The organism is Nocardia sp. NPDC005746 (genome assembly GCF_040630785.1).
Taxonomy (GTDB): Bacteria; Actinomycetota; Actinomycetes; order Mycobacteriales; family Mycobacteriaceae; genus Nocardia.
On sequence record NZ_JBEXYE010000001.1, the window covers coordinates 418,195 to 441,951 of the forward strand.

At 67.6% G+C, this 23,757-nt stretch carries 13 protein-coding genes and 1 pseudogene; 13 read left to right on the forward strand and 1 reads right to left on the reverse strand.

The annotated features are described in order from the left end of the window. Positions 1 to 143: 143 nt before the first annotated feature. From ABZ412_RS01930 to ABZ412_RS01990, 13 genes and pseudogenes are all read left to right on the forward strand, one after another. Positions 144 to 1,202, forward strand: a complete 1,059-nt coding sequence (locus ABZ412_RS01930) for an alpha/beta hydrolase family protein (RefSeq protein WP_357275136.1) — start codon at positions 144 to 146, stop codon at positions 1,200 to 1,202. 173 nt (positions 1,203 to 1,375) lie between these two features. Further along, the gene (locus ABZ412_RS01935) at positions 1,376 to 2,422 is read left to right on the forward strand and encodes an alpha/beta hydrolase family protein (protein ID WP_357275138.1); all 1,047 of its coding nucleotides are present in this window, start codon (positions 1,376 to 1,378) and stop codon (positions 2,420 to 2,422) included. A gap of 606 nt (positions 2,423 to 3,028) precedes the next feature. Further along, positions 3,029 to 3,988 (forward strand): alpha/beta hydrolase family protein, encoded by a 960-nt coding sequence (locus ABZ412_RS01940; protein ID WP_357275140.1) that lies wholly within the window; start codon positions 3,029 to 3,031, stop codon positions 3,986 to 3,988. 87 nt (positions 3,989 to 4,075) lie between these two features. Continuing rightward, positions 4,076 to 5,086 carry an alpha/beta hydrolase family protein gene (locus ABZ412_RS01945; RefSeq protein WP_357275142.1) on the forward strand — a complete coding sequence of 337 codons (1,011 nt, stop codon included), beginning with the start codon at positions 4,076 to 4,078 and terminating at the stop codon, positions 5,084 to 5,086. Between the two features lie 136 nt (positions 5,087 to 5,222). Continuing rightward, positions 5,223 to 6,248, forward strand: coding sequence for an alpha/beta hydrolase family protein (locus ABZ412_RS01950; RefSeq protein ID WP_357275144.1), 1,026 nt, complete (start codon positions 5,223 to 5,225; stop codon positions 6,246 to 6,248). Between the two features lie 142 nt (positions 6,249 to 6,390). Beyond that, positions 6,391 to 8,175, forward strand: a pseudogene (locus ABZ412_RS01955) (alpha/beta hydrolase-fold protein); the annotation flags it as partial. Between the two features lie 505 nt (positions 8,176 to 8,680). After that, positions 8,681 to 9,196: a DUF732 domain-containing protein gene (locus ABZ412_RS01960; protein WP_357275146.1), complete on the forward strand. Its 516-nt coding sequence runs from the start codon at positions 8,681 to 8,683 to the stop codon at positions 9,194 to 9,196. Next, positions 9,193 to 10,176, forward strand: a complete 984-nt coding sequence (locus ABZ412_RS01965) for a cutinase family protein (RefSeq protein ID WP_357275149.1) — start codon at positions 9,193 to 9,195, stop codon at positions 10,174 to 10,176. The genes ABZ412_RS01960 and ABZ412_RS01965 overlap by 4 nt, the downstream gene beginning before the upstream one ends. Before the next feature lie 415 nt (positions 10,177 to 10,591). Next, complete coding sequence (fadD32, locus tag ABZ412_RS01970; protein ID WP_357275150.1) at positions 10,592 to 12,514, forward strand: long-chain-fatty-acid--AMP ligase FadD32; 1,923 nt, start codon at positions 10,592 to 10,594, stop codon at positions 12,512 to 12,514. Between the two features lie 104 nt (positions 12,515 to 12,618). Continuing rightward, positions 12,619 to 17,745, forward strand: coding sequence for a polyketide synthase Pks13 (gene pks13 / locus ABZ412_RS01975; RefSeq protein WP_357275152.1), 5,127 nt, complete (start codon positions 12,619 to 12,621; stop codon positions 17,743 to 17,745). Positions 17,746 to 17,797: 52 nt separating this feature from the next. Next, complete coding sequence (locus ABZ412_RS01980) at positions 17,798 to 19,342, forward strand: acyl-CoA carboxylase subunit beta (RefSeq protein ID WP_357275154.1); 1,545 nt, start codon at positions 17,798 to 17,800, stop codon at positions 19,340 to 19,342. Between the two features lie 83 nt (positions 19,343 to 19,425). Next, on the forward strand, positions 19,426 to 19,902 hold the full coding sequence (locus ABZ412_RS01985; protein WP_357275156.1) for a hypothetical protein: 477 nt from the start codon (positions 19,426 to 19,428) through the stop codon (positions 19,900 to 19,902). A 61-nt stretch (positions 19,903 to 19,963) separates the two neighbouring features. Then, on the forward strand, positions 19,964 to 20,170 hold the full coding sequence (locus tag ABZ412_RS01990; protein ID WP_357275158.1) for a DUF5988 family protein: 207 nt from the start codon (positions 19,964 to 19,966) through the stop codon (positions 20,168 to 20,170). 82 nt (positions 20,171 to 20,252) lie between these two features. Here ABZ412_RS01990 and ABZ412_RS01995 read toward each other — a convergent pair whose 3' ends face one another. After that, the gene (locus ABZ412_RS01995; RefSeq protein ID WP_357275922.1) at positions 20,253 to 23,594 is read right to left on the reverse strand and encodes an arabinosyltransferase domain-containing protein; all 3,342 of its coding nucleotides are present in this window, start codon (positions 23,592 to 23,594) and stop codon (positions 20,253 to 20,255) included. Positions 23,595 to 23,757: the final 163 nt, after the last annotated feature.

The window sequence follows — 23,757 nt, forward strand, 5'->3', positions numbered from 1 at the left end:
GATAACGAACAGTTCGCCAACGCACGATAGGCTCCCCGAGACCTTCTGCCGGGCGATGACCGAACCGGCGGAATTGCACGGAATGAACAGGACACGAAAGGCCGGACGAAGGCATGCGAGGCGAGTGGGTTAGACGTCCAGCGATGGGCGGCGGATGGTTGAAACGATCGGCACTCGGGCTCGCCGCGGCCCTCATGGTTCCCCTGGGCGCGTCGGTGGCCGGAGTCAGCGGCGTCGCGCACGCCGCCTTCAACCCGTCCGGGTTCGACTTCTGGGTCGACTCGGCCAGCATGGGCCCGGTCAAGACCCGCGTCTTCCGTGCCGCTGACGGCAACACCTCGCGGGTCGTCTACGCCCTCGACGGCATGCGTGCCACCCAGATCCTCAACGGCTGGGAGAACGACACCGAGGTCGTCCGCGCGCTGACCGCCGCGAACATCAACGTGGTCATGCCGGTCGGCGGCGAGTCCAGCTTCTACGCCGACTGGGCCGAGCCCAGCTCCATCCTCGGCATCGGCGGCGGCAGCGGCTCGGCCGGTTCCTCCTCGGGTTCCGCCTCGGGCTCGCAGTCGGGTTCCGGCGCGTTCGGCCTGTTCGCCGGCGGCCCCGGCAAGAGCTACCGCTACACCTGGGAAACCTTCATCACCCAGGACCTGCGCAACGCGCTGCGTGACCGGCTGGGCTTCAACCCCAACCGCAACGGCGTGTTCGGCCTGTCCATGGGCGGTTCGGGCGCGCTGACCCTGGCCGCCTACCACCCGGACCAGTTCAGCTACGCGGGCTCGTTCTCCGGCTACCTGAACGTCTCCGCGCCGGGCATGCGTGAGGCCATCCGCGTCGCCATGATCGACGCCGGCGGCTACAACGTGGACTCGATGGCCCCGCCGTGGGGTCAGCAGTGGCTGCGCATGGACCCGTTCGTGTTCGCGCCGCGCCTGATCGCCAACAACACCCGCCTGTGGATCTCCGCCGCCAGCGCCATCCCGGCCGCCGGCGACGTCACCGGCGTCATGTCGGTGATCCAGGGCATGCCGCTGGAGGCGCTCGCGCTCGCCAACACCCGGGCCTTCCAGGTCCGGATGTCCACCCTGGGCGCGCAGAACGTCACCTATGACTTCCCGGCCAGCGGTGTGCACAACTGGCGGAACTGGGAGGCCGAGGTCTACCGCATGATCCCGGACCTCTCCAACAACATCGGCTAGAAACCCGCGCTCAGCGCGTAAAGTCCCCCGGGCGTAGGTCAAGATCTGGACTCGCCCGGGGGACTCGTGCGTCGACACGCCCGACACGCCGACGCGGACGTCCGATACTTGAGCAGTTTCGAAGAGAAGATCGTTCTGCTGGATCGTCTGTGCTCCGATGAGAGGCTGGGTCGATGCTGGTGCGTGGCTTCAAACGAACTGTGCTGGGTATCGCGACGGCGATGCTGCTGCCATTAGGCGCCGGGGTGGTCGTCTCCCCGCCCGCATCAGCCGGATTCAATCCGTCGGGATTCGACTTCTGGGTCGATTCTCCCGAGATGGGCCCGATCAAGTCCCGGATCTTCCGCGCCGCCGACGGCAATACCAACCGCGTCGTCTACGTGCTCGACGGCGAACGCGCCCAGGGCGACATGAACGGCTGGGAGATCAACACCAATGTCGCCGAGGTCCTGCAGAGCTGGAACATCAATGTGGTGATGCCGGTCGGCGGCCAGTCCAGCTTCTACGCGGACTGGGATTCACCCAGTTCGTTCTTCGGCCTGCGGCCCGGCAGCGGCTCGTCCGCGTCGAATTCCGGATCCGGCGTGACCGAGGCGCTGGGCGGTGGTGAGGGCAAGAGCTACCGCTACACCTGGGAATCACTGCTCACCAATCAGCTGCGCTGGGCATTGCGGGATCGCCTGGGCTTCAATCCGAATCGCAATGGCGTGTTCGGATTGTCGATGGGCGGCAGTGCCGCGCTCACGCTGTCGGCGTACCACGCCGACCAATTCAGTTTCGCCGGATCATTCTCCGGTTATCTGAACATTTCCGCGCCGGGTATGCGCGAGGGCATTCGCGCGGCCATGATCGACGCCGGCGGTTACAACGTCGACTGCATGGCGCCGCCGTGGGGTCCGCAGTGGTTGCGCATGGATCCCTTCGTCTTCGCGCCCACCCTGATCGCGAACAACACTCGCGTCTGGGTCTCGGCCGGCAGCGGCCTGCCGATGCAGCAGGACCTCCAGATTCCGTTCGGCGCGGCCGCCGACCGCATCGTCCGCGGCACCCCGCTGGAAGCGTTGGCGCTGGCCAATACCCGCGCGTTCCAGGTCCGCATGATGACGCTGGGCGCGAGCAACGTGGTCTACGACTTCCCGTCCGCCGGACTGCACGCCTGGACCAACTGGCAGGACGACGCGTACCGGATGATTCCGGACATGTCGGCGAATATCGGCTGACGTCCGAAATCCGCTCCACAGCAACACGCTTCGACACGAGTTCGCCCGATGTTCGATCAGCGGCATGAGACCGAGTCTCATGCCGCTGTTTTGTTGTGCCTGGTCGGACCGCATCGGAGGCATTGCCTGTACATCGGAGGCATTGCCCGGTGCATCGGAGACTTTGCCGGCCAGCGGGATTGGGGGCTGTCGATTCCCGGCTGAGCTGTTGTCATAGGAATGGCGAATAGACAGGTGAGTGACACAAGTCACTGGTACCGAATCGCTGTTTGCGCATAGGTGAAATGCGAGTTCGTGTACGCGTCGGATGCCCTTCCCGTCAGTGCCGCGACACTCGCGAGTCGGCGTGTTTCTCATTGTGCCGAAAGATCATTCGGTCCTGTTGCCGAGAGTGGGCTCCGTGACATATTGTCACGCGGAACCAATCTGATGAGGTTGTCGGGGATCTCGCTGTCCGGTGATGTCGCGGCCGATGTCGGCTGCACTCATGGGGCGGGTTGGCCGTCAGCAGCGAAGTAGCCGGAGTAAAAGAAAGCAGGATTCATGAGGTTCGGCAGGAACGGGGGGAGTACTGCGGCGCGTCCGACACGCGGTGCGGGTACATGGATGAGGCGGACGCTGGTCGCATCGGTCGCCGCTCTCGCACTGCCGGTGGTGGTGGGCGGCGCTCCGGCGCAGGCCCTGCCCGCTCATGGCATCACCCACCGGATGAACCCGGGCGCCACCGAGGACCTGATGGTTCCCTCGAGCATGGGCCCGATCAAGGTCCAGGTCCAGTGGGCCCGCAACGGCGGCAACGGCGCGCTCTACATGCTCGACGGCATGGCCGCGCGCGACGACCGCAACGCGTGGAGCTTCGAGACCAACGCCAACCAGCAGTTCTCGAACGACGACATCACCCTGGTGATGCCGGTCGGTGGTCAGTCCAGCTTCTACACCGACTGGCTGGCCCCGAGTAACACCAACGGCCAGAAGTTCACCTACAAGTGGGAGACCTTCCTGACCAAGGAGCTGCCCGCCTTCCTCGAGGGCTACGGCGTCTCCCGCACCAACAACGCGGTCGTCGGTCTGTCGATGAGCGGTGGCGCCGCGCTCGCGCTGGCCGCCTTCCACCGCGACCAGTTCAAGTGGGCCGGCTCGTACTCCGGCGCGCTGAACGTCTCCGCCCCCGGTATGCGGGAGGCCCTGCGCGTGGCCGTCCTGCGCTGGGGCGCCTACAACATCGACTCGATGGCGCCGCCGTGGAGCCCGCAGTGGCTGCGCATGGACCCGTTCGTGTTCGCCCCGCAGCTGCGTGGCCTGCCGATGCGTATCTCGGCCGGTGGCGCGCTGCCCGGTGAGTTCGACCGGCCGGCCAATGTCGGCGCGGTGTTCGACACCGGCGTCGGTATGGGCATCGAGGCGGTCTGCCTGCTCAACACCCGCTCGTTCCAGGCCCGCCTGGCGCAGCTGGGCATCCCGGCGGACTTCGACTTCCCGGCCACCGGCACCCACTCCTGGAAGTACTGGGAGGCCGAGCTGTGGAAGTCCCGCATCGGCATCCTGCAGGCGCTGCACGCGATCTGATCTTCCGATAGCCCGAATGCCGGTCACCCCTCGGGGTGACCGGCATTCGCCGTTTCCCGGACGGGTTCGAAAGCTAATGTGGCACAGGTGGTATCGCGACGACGGCGCTCGTGCCGGATCAGGGGGACGGTCGCCATCGCGGCGGCCGTCGCGATAGTGCTCACCGGTGCTCCGGCCGCCGCGGAGCCGGCGCCCGCCGCGGCGCCCGTCATCAGTCAGGTCATCCCGCTCGGCGCGAGACGTGTTGCGCTGTGGGTGGATTCGCCCGCCATGCACGGCCGGGTGCAGGTACAGCTGTTGCTGCCGCGCGATTGGGACGCGCGGCCCGCCGCCAAGTTCCCGGTGCTGTTCCTGCTGGACGGAACACGCGCCGGCGATGAGGAGAGCGGATGGACGAAAGAGGCTGGGGCACAGTCGTTCTACGCTGACAAGAACGTGGTGGTCGCCCTGCCCGTCGGTGGCGCGGCGAGCTACTACACCGACTGGAGACAGGCTTCGGAAGGCAAGACCAATCGGTGGGAAACGTTCCTCACCAAGGAATTACCGCCGCTGCTCGAACGCGACTGGCGCACCACCGATGTGCGCGGCATCGCTGGATTGTCGATGGGTGGTTCGGCCGCCATGACGCTGGCCGCGCGAAACAAGGGCTTCGCGCGTTTCGCCGCCTCGTTCTCCGGACTGCTCACGGCCACGACTATCGGTATGCCGCAGGCGATCCAGCTCGCGCAGCGGGCGGCGGGGGAGAACAACGCCGACTTCATGTGGGGGCCGCCGGGCGCCGCGGAGTGGTCCGCGCACGATCCCTATGAACTGGCCGAACGGCTCAAGGGCGTCAGCCTTTACATCTCCAGCGGCAGTGGGTCCGGGGGTGTCCGGGGTGGTGCGACGATCCCCGGAGTGAGTACCGACTGGTCGGGTACGGCGCTGGAGATCCTGGCGCTCATGTCATCCCGGCAATTCGCCGCGAAACTCGACAAATTGAGCATTCCGGTCTCGGTGAACTACCGGGCGGCCGGCACGCACGCTTGGCCGTACTGGGATTTCGAGATGCGACAGTCCTGGCCGCAGGCCGCGGCCGCGCTCGGTGTGGAGCAGTGATCGAAATACACGCCTGCTGAACGGGATACCCGCCGGTTGCCCCCAATACCTCCGAGCCGACTGTAGAGTGCACCGTTGTCCGTGACTCCCGTCACGTCGGTGTGGTTCCCCCCTGCGGTTCAGGAGATCGATCTCTATGGCAGTACAGGGCGCTTCGTCATGCCCACAGCACGGTTCGGTTCGGCTCACCACGCGCGTTCGCGTCCGGAGGTTCTGGCGGCGCGCCCTGGTCACGGCCCTGGCGGTGGCCGCGCTCCCGGCGTTGGCCGGGCCCGCGGCCGCCATGCCCACGCACCCGGTGCATCGCACTCCCGAAGGCGGATTCGAGGAGCTGTACGTGCCCTCGAGCATGGGCCCGATCAAGGTTCAGGTGCAGTGGGCGCGGCACGGCGGCAACGCCGCGCTGTACCTGCTCGACGGGCTACGTGCCCGAAATGACTTCAATGCCTGGACTTTCGAGACGGATGCCTTGAAACAGTTCGCCGAGGACAACGTCACCCTGGTGATGCCGGTCGGCGGTCAGTCCAGCTTCTATACGGACTGGCGCGCGCCCTCCTCGACCAACGGGCAGAAGCTCACCTACAAGTGGGAGACCTTCCTGACCGAGGAGCTGCCGGCGTTCCTCGAGGGCTACGGCGTCTCCCGTACCAACAACGCGGTGGCCGGACTGTCCATGGGCGGCTCGGCGGCGCTGGCGTTGGCCGCCTACCACCGCGACCAGTTCAAACACGCGTCCTCGTTCTCGGGCTACCTGAACATCTCCGCGCCCGGTATGCGGGAGGCGATCCGGATCGCCATGCTCGACGCGGGCCGTTTCAACGTGGATTCGATGGCCTGGCCGTGGAGCCCGCAGTGGCTGCGCATGGACCCGTTCGTATTCGCGCCGCAGCTGCGCAACCTGCCGCTGTACATCTCCGCCTCGTGGGGCGTGCTCGGCCCGCACGACAGTCCGGACTCGGCGACCGGCATGTTCAACACCGTGAACGCCGTTGCGCTGGAGACCTTGTCGATGGTGAACACCATGTCGTTCATCGGCCGCATGGAACAGCTGGGCATCGACGCGCACTACAACCTGCCGGTTCAGGGCACCCACTCCTGGGGCTACTGGCAGGACCAGCTCGCCGACGCCCGGCCCGACATCCTGGCCGCGCTGGGGGCTTGACGCCCGGCCCGGACCGGCAACTGGGCGTTTGCTGCGGAACGGCAGATTTGCGTGTGTCCTACCGGAACTCACAAGGTTCCGGAGGTACAACACTAATGTGGCTGGAGTTGTCCGTGGGATCAGAACAGGGCGCATGCGCAGGATGGCATGCGCCATAGCGGCGGTATTTCCGCTGGCAGCGGGCACTTTCTTAGTGCCGGGGGCGGCGAGCGCCGCCCCCGAGGCCCCGGCTCCGGCGGCCTCGGTCCAGAAGGTGAACTGGCTGAACGACCACCGGGTCAACGTGTGGGTGAACTCCCCGGCGACCGGTTCCCCACTCCAGATTCAGCTTTTGCTGCCGCGTGACTGGAACACCAAACCGGACGCCAAATTCCCGGTCGTCTACATGCTCGACGGCCTGCGCGCGACCGACGACGAGAACGGCTGGACCAAGGACGCGGGCGCGGCCGGCTTCTACGCCGACAAGAACGCCCTGGTGGTGCTGCCCATCGGCGGCCAGTCCAGCTTCTACGCCGACTGGCTGGCCCCCGACAACGGCCACAACTACCAGTGGGAGACCTTCCTGGTGAAGGAACTCCCGCCGCTGCTGGAGAGCCAGTTCCGGGCCACCGACGTGCGTGCGGTGGAGGGCCTCTCGATGGGCGGCACCGCCGCCATGATGCTGGCCGCGCGCAATCCGGGCTGGGTCCGCTCGGCGTCCTCCTACTCCGGGTTCCTCACCCTGACCTCGCTGGGCATGCCGCAGGCGGTCAACTTCGCCATGCACGACGCGGGCGGCTTCGACTCGTCGAAGATGTTCGGTCCGCCCACCAGCGCCGCGTGGAAGGAACACGACCCCTACGAGCAGGCCGAGAAGCTCAAGGGCACCGCGCTGTACGTCTCCAGCGGCAACGGCGTCGCGGGCGCCGCCGACCCGCTCTCCGACATTCCCGGCATCAGCACCAACTACGCCGGCCTCGGGCTCGAGGTGCTGTCGCGGCTGAGCACCCAGAACTTCGTGGCCAAGCTCAACAAGCTGAATATCCCGGTCTCGGTGAACTACCGCGCCTCCGGCACCCACACCTGGCCGTACTGGGACTTCGAGATGCGTCAGGCCTGGCCGCAGACCGCGGCCGCGCTCGGCGTGGACTCCACCCCGCCCAACTGCAGGACCGGCGGTGCGATCGCCCCCGTGGTGCAGGGCAACAACTGGCTCGGCGACTGCCTGACCGGCGAATACCCGATGACCGGCGGCGTCGGCCAGGACTTCCGCGGCGGCCGGGTGATGTTCTCCCAGGGCACCGGCGCGCAGCCGGTCGCGGGCGCGATCGGCGGCAGCTACGCCGGACTGGGCGCCGCAACCGGCGCCCTCGGCTTCCCGACCGGCGGCGAGGGCGGGCTGCCCGACGGCCGCGGCCGGGTGCAGCACTTCCAGAACGGATCCATCTACTGGACCCCACAGACCGGGGCCCAGGCGGTGCGCGGCGCGATCCTCGACGAATGGGCCCGGCAGGGCTTCGAGAACGGCCCCGCGGGCTACCCGAACGGGCAGGAGGCGCGCACGCCCCAGAAGGACGGCGTGGTCCAGAGTTTCGAGAACGGACCGGTGTACTTCACCGCCAAGACCGGCGCGCACCTGGTGCAGGGCCTGATCCTGGGCAAATACTCCCAGCTCGGATTCGAGAACGGCCCCTACGGTTTCCCGACCAGCGGTGAGCAGGGGCTGCGCGACTTCGGCCGCTACAGCGCCTTCGAGGGCGGCAATATCTACTGGAGCCCGATCTCGGGCGCCTGGGGCGTGCGCACCGGCCAGATCATGGATGCCTGGGGCGCAACCGGATTCGAGAACGGACCGCTCGGCTTCCCGATCTCCGACGAGGGGCAGACCCCGGGCGGCCTGCAGCAGACCTTCCAGGGCGGCACCATCACCATCCACGACGGCCGCGCCGTCGCGGCCACCTTCGACGGGCGGCCCATCGCCATCCCCGGCAGCGAGGCCCCCAAACCCGACCCGGCCCCGGCGGCAGCTCCGGCCGCCACCCCGGCTCCGGCTCCCGCGAACGCCCCGGCTCCGGCTCCGGCCCCGGCCCCCGAGGTTCCCGTCCCGGCGGCAGCCGCACCTGCCCCTGCGGCCCCTGCTCCCGCTCCGGCGGCAGCCGCACCCGCCTCGGCTCCGGCTCCGGCCGGGGGCCCCGCCGCGATCCCCGCTCCGGCGGCGGCTCCGGTCCCGGCCCCGGAACCCACTCCGGCCGAACCGCCGTCCCCGGCGCCCATCCCCGCGCTGGGCCCTGAAGTCCGTCCCAACTGAGACTTTTGCGACGACTTTCACGACGAACAGGCCCTAATCGCCCCTAAGAAACGGATGAGGGTCCGTTGTGGTTCGGGCTCCGCGTCCGGGTTGCGGCTAGCCTGGGGGCGACCTTTGCCCTTGGACAGAAATAGGAAGCGAATAGATGCACGGAACCCGTGGAAAGGTATTCGGCGTGGTGGCCGCCCTCGCCGCCGCCGGCCTGCTCGCCGCGTGCGGTAGCAACGACTCGACCGCCAAGAGCACTCCCACGCTGAGCGCCACCAAGACCACGGCCGCCGCCTCCGGTGCCGCCACGCCGTCGGCCGATCAGCAGGCCCCTTCGGCCGCGCCCGACAGCGGGACCTCCCAGCGCCCGGACCCGATCCCGAGCCAGTTCCTGACCACGCCGCCCGGTTCCCCGGCGCTGACGGACAAGGAGAAGGGCTTCCTCGAGGAGCTGAAGAAGGCCGGCATCACCCCGGGCTCCTCGGATATCGCCATCACCGCGGCGAATCTGGTCTGCCAGGGCAAGGCGGAGAACGCGCCGCAGGACCAGATCATCACGTACGTGACCGCCATCGCCGGCTCCGACCCGGCCTTCGATCCGGCCAAGATGTCGGTCGAGCAGGCGGGTAAGACCTACTACGACGTCGCCACGAAGAGCTACTGCAACAAGTGACGACACGACGCCGAAACGGACGACGCCGGACCCGGCCCGTAGGTTGCCTGCTCCTCGCCATCGCCGCGATCGTGATCGTGGTCGTGGTGGCGCTGCTGCTGTGGTACCTGCTGGCCGGCCGGCTGCGGCTGCCCGGCCCCAAGCCGCCGGGACCCACCCGTCCGAGTTCGCAGCCGGCCGCCTGCCCGGATGTGCTGTTGCTGTCCCTTCCGGGCACCTGGGAGTCGAACGCCACCGACGACCCCTACAACCCGACCGCGAACCCGGCGTCGCTGATGTTGAACATCTCCAACCCGATTCGGGCCAAGTTCCCGAACGAACGGCTCGAGGTCTACACCGTTCCCTACGTCGCCCAGTTCTCGAATCCGGTCGCCATTCCGCCGGACGGGCAGACGTCGTACAACAACAGCCGGTCCGAGGGCGCCAAGCGGGCTTCGGAGAAGCTGGCCAAGACCCACGCCGACTGCCCGCTCACCACCTTCGTGCTGGCGGGCTTCTCACAGGGCGCGGTGATCGCGGGTGACGTGGCCGCGCAGATCGGCGCGGGCAAGGGCCCGGTGCCCGAGGACCTGGTGCTGGGTGTGACCACCATCGCCGACGGCCGCCGCGATATCGGCGACCCGGGCGAGGCCACGGCCATCGGACCGTCCCCGGCGGGCGTCGGCGCGGAGGTCGCGCTGCGGGGCCTGAACGTGCCGGGCATCACCATGACCGGACCGCGCGGCGGCTTCGGCAAGCTGTCCGGCCGGGCCTTCACCATCTGCGCCGCAGGCGATTTGATCTGTGATTCGCCCCGGCAGGCGCTCAACCCCGGAAACATCCTCGGCAGCCTGAATATCCTGGTCAAGGCCGCGGGCAACCCGGTCCACAGCCTCTACAACGGCTACCAGGTGGACGACACCGGGACCACCGCCACCCAGTGGACGGTGAACTGGGCCTCAGGTCTCATCGAAAACGCCCCGCACCCAGCACATTCGTGAGTCAATGGTGACCCCCGCCGACCAACCCCCCAGTTTGGGGGTCACCCGGTAAAGTGCTCCGGGTTGCGACACTGCCGAGACCCGGTGGGTGCGGCAACTCACATCCCTGTCCTAGTTGTGTCCTATCCGGGGCGCTCCCCACCTATTTGGAGGCATTCGCGCCGGTGAAGCCATAGTCCAGTGGTGTGAGCTGGGAGATGTTCGGCCGCTCCGAAGCATGGCCGGATCGCTCCTCTGTAACATGTCCCTGGCTCGAGAACATCTAGCCAATAGACGGTCACCGCGCAGACCGCAACGAAATTCTGCAGGTTGGCTCTCCCATGGAGCTCCCGCGGGCGAACACAGTCGGGGCCTCACAGGTAACAGCGGCAAAGCAGCCGTTCCATGCCGCGTGTGCCTCGGAGGAGAAGAAGGAATGGACGAGACTTTCGACGATTACCTCGACGAAACGGGGAACATCACGATTCCCGAGGGACGTACCCTCGTCGACTACGTCGAGATGCACACTGCGGGCAATGACGCGAACGACCTTGCCTACCGCTACATCGACTACTCACGCGAGCGCGACGGTGAGTACCAGGACCTCACTTGGAGCCAGTTCGGCACCCGGCTGCGCGCGGTGGCCGCCCGACTGCAGCAGGTGACCAAGCGGGGCGATCGGGTCGCCATCCTGGCCCCGCAGGGCCTGGATTACGTCATCTCCTTCTTCGCGGCGATCTACGCGGGCACCATCTCGGTGCCGCTGTTCGATCCGGACGAGCCGGGCCACACCGACCGGCTGCACGCCGTGCTCGGCGACTGCACGCCCTCCGCGATCCTGACCGCGAGCTCCTCCGCCGCCGGCGTGCGGCAGTTCTTCCGCTCGCTGCCCGCGGCCCAGCGCCCGCGCATCATCGCGGTCGACGCCATCCCCGATAGTGTCGGTGAGTCCTGGATCCGCCCCGACATTCGCGTCGACGACATCGCTTACCTGCAGTACACCTCCGGCTCCACGCGCGTGCCGGCCGGCGTCGAGATCACCCACCGCGGTGTCGGCACCAATGTGCTGCAGATGGTGAACGCGCTGGATCTGAACGAGAACTCGCGCGGTGTGACCTGGCTGCCGCTGTACCACGACATGGGTCTGCTGACGGTGATCCTGCCCGCCGTGGGCGGCAAGTACATCACCATCATGTCGCCGGCCTCCTTCGTGCGCCGTCCCTCGCGCTGGATCAACGAGCTGGCCGCGGTCTCCGACGGCGCCGGAACCTTCGCCGCCGCACCGAACTTCGCCTTCGAGCACGCCGCCGTGCGCGGCCTGCCCAAGGCGGGCGAATCGCTGGACCTGTCGAACGTGCTCGGCCTGATCAACGGCTCCGAGCCGGTGACCACCACCTCGATGAAGAAGTTCAACGAGGCGTTCGCCCCGTACGGCCTGCCCAAGACCGCCATCAAGCCGTGCTACGGCATGGCCGAGGCCACCCTGTTCGTGTCGGCCACCCGGCACGAGGACGAGGCCAAGGTCATCTATGTGGACCGCACCGAGCTCAACGCCGGTCGCGTGGTGAAGGTCGAGCAGGGCACCGAGAACTCCATCGCGCAGGTGTCGTGCGGTTACGTCTCGCTGTCGCAGTGGGGCGCGATCGTGGACCCGGAGACCGTCGACAATCCCGAGGGCGCGCGTGAGCTCCCCGAGGGCGAGGTCGGCGAGATCTGGTTGCACGGCAACAACATCGGCATCGGCTACTGGGGCCGCGCCGAGGAGACCCAGAAGACCTTCCGGAACCGTCTCACCAACCGCCTGCCCGAGGGCAGCAAGGCCGGCGACGTCCCGCTGGACGGCAACTGGCTGCGCACCGGTGACTACGGCGTCTACGTGGATGGCGAGCTGTACATCACCGGCCGCGTCAAGGACCTGGTCATCGTGGACGGCCGCAACCACTACCCGCAGGATCTCGAGTACTCCGCGCAGGAGGCCTCGAACATGCTGCGTCCCGGTTTCGTCGCCGCCTTCGCGGTGCCGGCCAACCAGCTGCCCGCCGAGGTCTTCGCGCAGGACAGCCACTCCGGTCTGAGCTACGACGCCGACGATGCCAGCGAACAGCTGGTGATCGTTGCCGAGCGCGGTCCGGGCGCGGGCAAGGCCGATCCGGCCCCCATCGCCGACGCGGTCCGCGCGGCCATTTCGTCCCGGCACGGTGTCACCGCTCGTGACATCCTCCTCGTTCCCGCCGGGTCGATTCCGCGTACCTCGAGTGGCAAGATCGCGCGTCGCGCCTGCAAGGCGGAATATATGGGCGGGACCCTGCGTGGTGGTTACACGCAGCAGGCCTTCCCCGATGCACCAGACGAGGAGTGAGACGACCGTCTCGAAGTTGGATGGCGCGAGCCGATAAGGTTCGCGCCATTCATGCATGAAAACACCGCCGCGCACCGTAAGCAGACAGGTAGCTTGAGGAACTGATGGCTGAGAACGAGGGCACGGACCCCACCCAGACGACCGAGCACGCGCCGACCACGGATGCCGCGGCGAAACCTGCGGGCACCGACATGTCGGTGCAGGATCTGCGGGAGTGGTTGCGCCGCTGGGTCTCCGATGCGACCGGGCAGCCGCTCGACAACATCACGGTGGACCGGCCGCTGGAGGAATTCGGCTTGGCCTCGCGCGACGCTCTCGCGCTCGGCGGCGACATCGAGGAGCTGACCGGGGTCGTGCTGAACGCGACCATCGTGTTCCAGCACCCGACGATCGGTTCGCTGGCGGAGCGAATCATCAACGGTGAGCCAGACCTTCCGGCCGAGGCGGCCGACGACTCGTTCTACACCCAGGGTTTCCAGCCCGGCGACGCGCACGACATCGCGATCGTCGGCTTGTCCACCCGTCTGCCGGGTGCGGGTGATACGCCTGAATCCACCTGGGAATTTCTGATCAACCGCGGCGACGCGATTCGCGAACTACCCGAGGGCCGCTGGGACGAGTTCAAGTCGAACCCGCAGGTCGCCGCGCAGATCGAGCAGGCCAATACCCTCGGTGGATACCTCGATCAGGAGGTCGTGAAGGGCTTCGACGCGGAGTTCTTCGCCCATTCCCCGGTCGAGGTCGAGCGCATGGACCCGCAGCAGCGGCTCATGCTCGAGCTGACCTGGGAGGCTCTGGAGCACGCGCGGATTCCCGCGAACGAGCTCAAGGGCAAGCCTGTCGGTTTCTTCGTCGGCACGTCCACCAACGACTTCACCTACATCGGCATGCAGGCCCTGGGCGGGCCGCGTGACCCGAACCTGCCGATCTCGGCCGAGGGCTACATGCTCACCGGCTCGTCGACGGCCATCATCGCCAATCGCGTCTCGTACTTCTACGACTTCCGCGGCCCGTCCGTGGCACTCGACACCGCGTGCTCGTCCACCCTGGTGGCGGTACACGAGGCCGTGCGCGCGCTGCGCGCCGGTGACGCCGAGCTGGCCCTGGCCGGTGGCGTCAACCTGATCCTGGCTCCGGCCGCCACCCTCGGTTTCGAGATCAACGGCGTCTTCGCGAAGAACGGCCGTCTCAAGGCGTTCTCGTCCGATGCCGACGGTTTCATCCGTTCCGAGGGCGCGGGCCTGATCGTGCTCAAGCGTCTCGCCGACGCGGAGCGCGACGGCGACAAGATCTACGGTGTCATCAAGGGCTCCGCCGTCAACAACGACGGTCGCTCCAACGGCATGCTGGCCCCGAACCCGGATGCGCAGGCCGAGGTGCTGCGCCGGGCGTACCGGGACGCTGGAATCCCGCCTTCCACAGTTGATTACATCGAGGCGCACGGCACCGGCACGCTGCTCGGAGATCCGCTCGAGGCCGACGCCCTCGGCCGGGTCGTCGGTCGCGGCCGTGAGGACGACAAGCCCGCGCTGCTGGGTTCGGCCAAGTCCAACTTCGGCCACATCGAGTCCGGTGCGGGCGCGGCCAGCCTGGCCAAGGTGATCATGGCGCTGCAGAACAACGTCATTCCGCCGAGCATCAACTACGTGGGCCCCAACCCGCTCATCGCGTGGGACCAAGCGCACCTGAAGGTCGTCGACGAGCCCACCGAATTCCCGCGCTACAGCGGCAAGGCCACCATCGGTGTCTCCGGCTTCGGCTTCGGCGGCACCAATGCGCACGTGGTCATCCAGGAGTACGTGCCCGCCGCTGCGGCTCCCTCCGTCGCCGCGACCGATGGGCTCGACGACGAGTCCACCGATGTGCTCACCGAGGCCGAGGCTCTCACCGAAGCTGCCGCACCGGAAGCAGAGTGGACCCGCGACGAGCCGCTGCCGCTGATCATCCCGGTGTCGGCCTACCTGCCCTCGCGCCGCAAGCGCGCCGCCAAGGATCTGGCTGACTGGCTGGAATCCGAAGCGGGACAGGCGACTCCGCTCGAGGATGTGGCCCGCGCGCTGGCCAAGCGCAACCACGGCCGCTCGCGCGGTGTGGTCGTCGCCAAGACGCACGAGGAGGCCATCGCGGGCCTGCGCGCCATCGAGGCGGGTAAGCCGGGCACCGGCGTCTACACGGCTGATTCCCCGGCCGCCCGTGGCGCGCTGTGGGTGATGGCCGGTTTCGGTGCGCAGCACCGGAAGATGGGCAAGCAGCTCTACCTGGAGAACTCGATCTTCCGCAAGGCCGTCGACCAGGTCGACGAGCTCGTGATGGACGAGGCCGGATACTCGGTCCGGGAGATGATCCTGGACGACGAGCAGGACTGGGACATCGGCACGGGCCAGGTCGGCACCTTCACCATTCAGGTGGGTCTGGCCTCGGTGCTGCGGGCGCACGGTGCGGAACCCGAAGGCGTCGTGGGTCATTCGCAGGGTGAGGTCGCGGGCGCGTACATCTCGGGCGGTCTGCCGCTCGAGGACGCCGTGCGCGTGATCTGCGCTCGTTCGAGGCTGATGGCCGAGGGCGAAGCCATGCTGACCGACGATCAGGTGCGCAACATGGCGCTGCTGGAGTACTCCGCGGAGGAAATCGCCAAGCTCGTCGAGACCGAGTTCCCCGACATCGAGGTCGCGGTGTACGCCGCGCCGAACAACACGGTGATCGGCGGCATGCCGGACCAGGTGCATGCGATCGTGGCGCGCGCCGAGTCCGAGGGCAAGTTCGCGCGCGTGCTGCAGACCCGCGGCGCGGGCCACACCTCGCAGATGGACATGCTGCTGGGCGAACTCGCCGCCGAGCTGGCCGGTATCGAGCCCACCAAGCTCAAGCGCGACCTCTACTCCACCGTCCACGCGGCAGCCGTCTACCGCGGTGGCAACGCACCGGTGCACGACGTGGACTACTGGGTCATGAACATGCGCGGTTCGGTGTACTTCACCAACGCGATCCGCCAGGCTGTGGACAACGGCATCACCACCTATCTCGAGCTGGCCCCGAACTCGGTGGCGCTGATGCAGGTGCTGGGCACCACCTTCGCGGCGGGCGTGCATGATGCCGCGCTCATTCCGACGCTGAAGCGTAAGGAAGACGAGGCCGCCGGCGTCGTCTCCGCTCTGGCGCAGCTGTACGTGCAGGGCCACAAGGTCGACCTGCCCTCGCTGCTTCCCGCCGGTGAGTACGCGCCGGTGCCGCGCACCGCGTTCCTGCGTAAGGAGTACTGGCCCAAGGTGTCCGGCAGCTTCGGCGGCTCGGGCGACACCGTGGTGCCGGGCTCGCACGTGGCGCTGCCGGACGGCCGCCACGTGTGGGAGGTGCAGGCCCAGGCCGTCACCGACCTGTCCGCGCTGGTGAATGCCGCTGCCGTGCAGGTGCTCTCGGATGTCACCGTCGGCGCGTCGCTGGCGCACGAGGCGATTCCGGTGAGCGGCACTCTGACCACCACGCTCACTCCGCATCCGGGTGGTGCGTCGGTGTCGGTGCACGCCAAGGCGGGCAATGTCTTCCGTCCGCTGTTCGACGCGGTCGTCACCTCCGGCGCTCCGCTGCCGGAATCGGCGGTGGCGCAGCCGGTCGCGGCCGTCGAGGCGGCTCCGGCCGCCGCGGTCGAGGTCGCGGAGTCGGCCGGTGAGCGCTGGGATCCGAACGGCACCCAGACCATCGAGGCGCGCCTGGCGATCATCGTGGCCGAGTCCATGGGTTACGCGGTCGAGGACCTGCCGATGGAGATCCCGCTCATGGAGCTGGGTCTGGACTCGCTGATGGCGATGCGCATCAAGAACCGCGTCGAGTACGAGTTCGACATCCCGCAGCTGCAGATCCAGGCGGTGCGTGACGCCAGCCTGCTCGAGGTCGGCAAGGTGCTGCGCTACGCCATCGAGCACCGCGATCAGCTCGAGGACATCGCGGCCCGCCAGGCCGCCGGTGAGGACATCGCCGTCGACGCCGACTTCGTCTCCGCCGCGCGCGCCGCCATGGCCGCGGGCCAGGATCCGGCCGCACTGCTGCCGAAGACCGAGACCACCTCGCCGGTGGACGAGGCCGAGGCGATCGTCGCGGAACCTGTTGTCGCCAGCTACGAGGCATCCGCGCCGGTGGCCGAGACCGACGCCGACAATGTCCCGCCGCGTAACGCGCCGGAGCGGCTGGTGTTCGCGACCTGGGCGCTGGTGACGGGTAAGTCGGCGGGCGGCATCTTCAACGCGCTGCCGAAGCTGGACGACGAGACCTTCGGGAAGCTGGTCGCTCGATTGTCGGAACGCGCCAAGGCTCAGATCGATCCCGAGCGGATCCGCGGCTGCGAGACCATCGAGAAGATGTCGGATGTGGTCGCGGAATACCAGGAGCACAGCGACGACGTCGAGGGTTTCGTCCGTACCTTGCGTGCGAAGGAAGCCGGATCGAACGCCGTGCCGGTCTTCGTGTTCCACCCGTCGGGCGGCAACACCCTGGTGTATGAGCCGCTGCTGAAGCGGCTTCCAGCGGGAACCCCGATGTTCGGTTTCGAGCGGGTCGACGGCACGATCGAAGAGCGTGCACGTCAGTACATTCCGGAGATCCGTAAGCGGCAGCCGGAAGGGCCCTATGTCTTCTATGGCTGGTCGCTGGGTGCGGTATTCGCACTGACCGTGGCGCAGATCATGCGCGCCGAGGGTGCGGACGTCCGGCTGGTCGGTCTGATCGATCTGGCGATTCCGGTTGAGCCGGAACAGGATACGCCCGAGGCACGAGTGGCGCGCATGCGCCGGTACCAGTCCTTCGCGCAGAAGACCTACGGCTTCGCCGGTGAACTCGACGATGAACAGCTGGAGGAACTGGCTGCGGCGTCGGACGAGGACCAGATCCAGATCATCATGGAGCTGGTGAAGTTCGCGGGCGCGAACATTCCGGGCGGTGTTATGGAACACCAGCGCACTTCGTTCATCGAGAGCCGGGAGCTGCAGAAGATCGAGCTCTCGAACTACGACGGCGATGTGACGCTCTACCTCGCCGACCGTTACCACGACGGCATGATCGAGCTGGAGCCCCGCTTCGGCGATCGCCGGCCGAACGGCGGTTGGTCGGAGCACATTCCGGCGCTCGAGGTCATCCACATTCCGGGTGACCATCTCCAGATCATCGATGAGCCGCGGATCGCTGCCATTGGTGCCGACCTCACCAAGAAACTCGCGGAGATCGACACCACCGGGAAATAACACCACCGCGACACGGGTTCTGCGAAAGTAGGTTTTTGCCGAAAGGAGTCCAGTGAGCACCTCCGCCGAGAAACTCGCCGACCTTCGACTCAAACTCGACATCGCGAGGGAACCGGCGGGTGATGCGGGAATCGCCAAGCGGGCGCGGAAGTCCATTCCTTCCGCCCGTGACCGCATCGACATGCTGCTGGACTCCGGAACTTTCGTGGAAATCGGTGCGCTGGTGCGCAATCCGGGCGACAAGAAGGCGCTTTACGGCGACGGTGTGGTCACCGGGCACGGCCTGGTGGACGGCCGCCCGGTGGCGGTCTTCTCGCACGACCAGACCGTGTACGGCGGTTCGGTCGGCGAGATGTTCGGCCGCAAGGTCGCGGGCATCATGGAATTCGCGGCCAAGGTGGGTTGCCCGGTGGTCGGCATCAACGACTCCGGCGGCGCCCGCGTGCAGGAGGCGGTGACCTCGCTGGCCTGGTACGCCGAGCTGGGCAGACGCCAGGAACCGTTGTCCGGCTTGGTACCCCAGATCTCGATGATTCTGGGCAGCTGCGCGGGCGGCGCGGTGTACGCGCCGATCAATACCGACGTCGTGGTCGCCACCGAAAAGGCGTACATGTTCGTCACCGGTCCCAAGGTGATTCGCGAGGTCACCGGCGAGGATGTCAGTCTCGAGGAGCTGGGCGGCGCGAATTCCCAAGCGCAGTACGGCAATATCCATCATGTGGCCCGGGACGAGAAGGCCGCGTTCGAGTGGGTGCGCGACTACCTGAGCTACCTGCCCTCCAGCTGTCAGGAGCTGCCGCCGGTGGTGAATCCCGGTCTGGAACCGGAGATCACGGAGTCGGACCGGGAACTCGAGGCCATCGTGCCCGACGCCGACAATGCCGGCTACGACATGCACGAGATCCTGCTGCGCATCTTCGACGACGGCGCCTTCCACGAATTCGGTGAATCCGCGGGCCGCAATGTGATCTGCGGTTTCGCGCGGGTCGACGGTCGCAGTGTCGGCGTGGTGGCCAATCAGCCCATGGTCTACGCGGGTGCGCTCGACGCCCGGGCCTCGGACAAGGCCGCACATTTCGTGCGACTATGCGACGCCTTCGAGATTCCGCTGGTCTTCGTGGTGGATACGCCGGGCTTCCTACCCGGCGTGGAGCAGGAGAAGATCGGTGTCATCAAGCGGGGTGGCCGGTTCATCTTCTCGTTCGTGGAGGCGACGGTCCCGAAGGTGACCGTGGTGATCCGCAAGTCCTATGGCGGCGGGTACGCGGTGATGGGTTCCAAGCAGCTGGGCGCGGATGTGAATCTGGCCTGGCCGACGGCGCGGATCGCGGTCATGGGCGCGGAGAGCGCGGTGTCGCTGATCGGGGCGAAGACCTTGGCGGCGGCGCCGGAGGATCAGCGTGCCGCCATACGTCAGCAGATGATCGATTTCTACAACGCGACGGTGGCGACGCCATGGGTGGCGGCCGAGCGCGGCTATATCGACGCGGTCATCGAGCCGTCGAGTACCCGGCTGGAAATCCGGCGGGCGTTGCGCTTGCTCAGGGACAAGAGAATTCCTCGCAACCCGCGCAAGCATCACCTGCTTCCGTTGTAGATTCCGAAACCGTTGCGGGTCGCGCCGGGGTGTGAAAAGCTCGCATTTCATTTTGAAATGCGAGCCTTGGGAGCGAAGCACTAATGGCTACCCGTCGAATTCGGCAACTCATTATCGGTGGCGCGGCCACCGCCGCCACCGCCCTGGCGGTCGTCGCCGCACCGAACGCGTCCGCGGTGACCTACGGAATCACCGGCGTCAACGGCCTGGCGCACGTCGGCACCACGTACACCCTCAGCACTCATGTCGGCGCCCCGAACGCGGGGACGCAGGTGGGCTTCTGGGTCGTGAACCCGGGTAGCAGCACGGTGATCAGCCTCGGCACCGTTCCGGTCGACGCCTCGGGCAACGCGAGCATGACCTGGTCCCCGTCGGCGGCCGGGCAGTACACCTTCACCGCGAACGACGACCTCACGGTCGGCCCCAACGGCGGCTCGACCCTCGGCATTCAGGCGACCGCGGTGCCCGAGGGCAGCATGGGCGGCACCGGCAGCTTCAGCGCTATCCCGGTCATCGGCGGGCCGCTGGTGGCCCTGATGAAGCTGATGGGCCTGGTCTAGGCGGCTCGCCGATTGCGCTGAATCTATCGGCTGTAAGGCATGAATGTGAGAGCCTTCAGCTATGAGTACCTCACCGCTGGCGCTACTCGAAGGCGGGCCGGAAGGCCTCGAAACACGGATCGTTCGGATCACTCCACCGGGCGTCGAACTGCGGGTCGCGTATGGGAACGGGTACGAGCGTTTCAAAGTGACGTCACGGTGGCAGGACACTCCGGACGGCAGTCTGCCCGTCTACGAGTGGGTCGCCCACGTGGACACCGAGAAGTAGCCACCGGAATTCGATCGGCCCCGAACACGGCGGTGGCCGCCCGCATGGTCGCGGGCGGCCACCGAATGCCGGACGCCTCGGGTCAGAAGACCCGCATCTTGCCCGGTGACCAGAACCCGGAGCGGTTCACCACATGGGTGTCGATCTGCGCGGGCCTGGGGAAGTCACCCTTGCCCGGATCGGCCGGGTTCGAGTAGTACGGCACGTACTGCTCCAGCGAACCCCAGTCGCGGTCGTAGTTGTCCTTCAGATACGTCGGAACGGTCTTCGACGACGCGAGCATCTGCGCCCAGCCGAGCGGGCCACCGAATTCCTGCGCCTGCCAGGTGTTCGTGGAACTGATCGCGAGCGGGCGATCGGGCAGGATGCGGTACTTGGGGGCCGCGTCGACCACGCCGTTGTGGTGGTCGAACGGGTGCTGGCACGGGAACTGCAGGCCCACCGCCCAGTCCAGCAGGATCGGCTGCGTCCGGCCCAGGTAGCTGTCGAGCGATACCAGCTTGGGCACCCGCGGCGGCGTGAACGCCAGCCACTGATCACCGATCAGGATCGGGTCATTGGCCCGGATGCGCACCACATTGGCGTCGTCGGACAGCGCCGAGAACGGGATGCGCAGGTTCCGCCAGGACGGGGCGGGGCCGATGTCCAGCGGCCGGTAGGCCCGGATCTCACCGAGGCTGCCGTCCGGATTGCGGTGCGCGTACTCCAGGAAGATGTCCTGGCCGTAGGTCATATTGCCGGTGTCGTCGAACGACATCGCGCGCCCGGCCGCCGAGATGACGATCAGCGGGGAGTCCTCCGAACGCTGCGGCAGCTGGTACCAGCTCGAGGTGAGCGAGGCGGGCTGCTGCACGCCGTCCTGATAGCTGCCCATCACCGGGGTGGTGGCCGGGTCCAGGCCGAACGGCAGCGCCACGGTCGATCCGTTGACGCCCTGCGCGCCCTTGCCGCCGCCGGTGCCCGCGTTCTGGCCCTCCTCGAAGGCCGGGCCGACGGTCTGGGTGGAGGTATTGCCGGTGCCCGGCTTCACCTCGACGGCGTCCGCGTCGAGCTTGGCGGCGACGCCGTTGGAGGAGAAGCCGACGGGGTTCTCCCCGGCCAGCGGGTCACCGTTCAGCGGCGGGTGGGCGGGGTCGATGATCGGAGTCAGGTTGCCGCTGTTGACATTGCCCTCGACCAGCACGTCATTGGCCAGTCCGCAGGTCTTGCCGGTGACCGCGTCGATGTTCGAGCGGGCCAGCGAATAGGCCGGGTACTGCTGCACCGCGCCCTTGAGCAGCGACACCACCTCGAAGATCACCATGAGCGCGGCGACCACGGTGAGCGGAATCGCGGCGAACCTGCGGATCCGCTTGCCGCGCCGGGTCTTCCCGCTCTCCATCGGCTTGGCGTAGCCCTCGCGCAGCGACTGCCACGCCACCACCGCCAGCGCCAGCCCGAACAGCATGAGCATCAGGGTGTTGGACTGGAAGCCGTGCAGGGAGACGGTCTTGTCGTACCACGGCACGCCGTAGCTGGAGACGTACCAGTAGCCGTTGATGCCGGAGAAGGCGGCGGCGAGGGTGAACAGCAGCCCGGCCAGGAAGACCGAGCGGTTCTTGCGGGACCGCAGGGCGGTGGCGGACACCGCGACCGCGGTCACCGCCGCCAGCGAGCCCGCGATGCCCGCGTACGAACCGAAGTGGTGGGTCCACTTGGTCGGGTTGAACATCATGAAGAAGATGGTTCCGAAGACCACGCCCATGAGCCGCCAGGTCGGCGCGCTCGCGATGCCCGGCACCTGTCGCCGGCGCAGCAGCACCAGCATGGTGGTCATCAGGCACAGGATCATGAGCAGGAACGCGAAGCGGCGGGCCAGCGAGCCGTCCACCGTCTCGACGAACAGGTAGTAGTAGCGCAGATAGTCCTTGTACCAGGCCAGATTCGGTCCGGTCACCTGCCGCACCCGGTTGGCCTCCATGATCCCGGCGAAGGTCTGATCGGCGAAAACCGCCACCAGCACCAGGGTTCCGGCCGCCGCGATGGGGGCCAGCAGCGCCACGTCACCGAACTGCTTGCGCCGCCGCACCACGATGGCGACCAGCGGCCGGATGCCCGCGAGCAGGGCCGCCACGCACATCAGACCGGTCGGCGCCGCCGCCAGCGTGAACGCCGCCACCAGCACCGCGACCGCGGCGGGCAGCAGTCGCGAGGTCGCGATGGCCCGCTCGATCGAGACCCAGGTCAGCAGCGCGCCGAAGGCCACGATCGGCTCCGAGCGCAGGCCGTTGTCGTAGGGCAGCCAGAAGGCCAGGAACACCAGGCCGCCGGTCCACAGCGCGACCTTGGAGCGCGCCACCGCATTGCCCAGGCGCGGCACCACCTCGCGGCTGATCACCAGCCAGCACAGGATTCCGCAGAGCAGCGCGGGAATTCGCACCCACGGGCTGGCGGTGGAGATCTCGGCGAAGGCCTGGATGACGTAGTAGTACCAGCCGAACGGCGCTTCCGGCACGCCGTACCAACGGAAGTAGTTGGCCAGGTAGCCGGCGTGCGGGGCCGCCCGCACCATGGTCAGGATGTAGCCGTCGTCGGAGGTGTTGGCGCCCACGAAATGCCACAGCAGCAGGGTGCCGATGATGCCGCCGTCCGCCCAGGTCGGCTTCAGCCAGTGCGCGGGCAGGATGCGCCGGTGCCCGCGGCCGTCGCTGGTGTCCAGCACCGCGAGCGCGCCCATGGCCAGCAGGGTGAGCAGCACGGCGGCGATGATCGCGACCAGCTTGATCAGCGTCGGCGAGGACGAGTACCGCGAGTCCACCGTCATGTGGAACGAAAGGCCCTCCGGGACGCCGCCTTTCATATCGGTGAAGACGCCCACCACCTGCGGCCGCAGGTCGCCCAGCAGCCGGCCCTCGATCGGCACGGTGACCAGTTCCCGGCCGCCGTCGGGGGTGGTCTTCTCGACCGTGCGGGTGACGCCCTCGAAGCCGGCGTAGGTCTCCTTGCTGTCGGAGGTGATGACGAGCTTCGAGCACTCGTTCATCTCCGCACGGGTGGCGGTGGCCACCACGGCATTCCGGTCCAGCACGTCCACGCTGTCGCCGGAGACGCGGACGAACATGGCCTCCAGGTCCGCGCTCTTGCCCTGCGGCGGTGCCGTTGCCAGCAGGATGCCGCCACGCGGATCCAATTGCCCGACCGCGGAACAGGGGATGGTGATGTTCACGTCGATCGGCACCTGCGACACCAGGGCCGCCTGCACCGGATCCAGCGAACCGCGCTGCGGCCAGCTCACCTCCGCCTGGGTCTGCTGCACCGGCAGGAACGGCGTCGCCAGCGCGAACAGCGCCCCGAGCAGGCCCGCGACGATCGCTATCAGCTTCGCTACCCGGTAATCACGCGGGTTCGCGGGGTCGGTCGCCGGAGGGTTCGGCTTCGTGAGCACTGCGGAGGCGTCTGGCACGGTTGCTGATCGTAGCTCCCCCACCTCTCCGAGACTTGGCACACGGCTTGGGAGCCGTTGCCGGATTCGCACGCGTGCCGGCGGTCGTGTGCCAACCCGATTCTGGACGTACCCGACGAGTTACCCTCGGCTCACGAAATCGGTT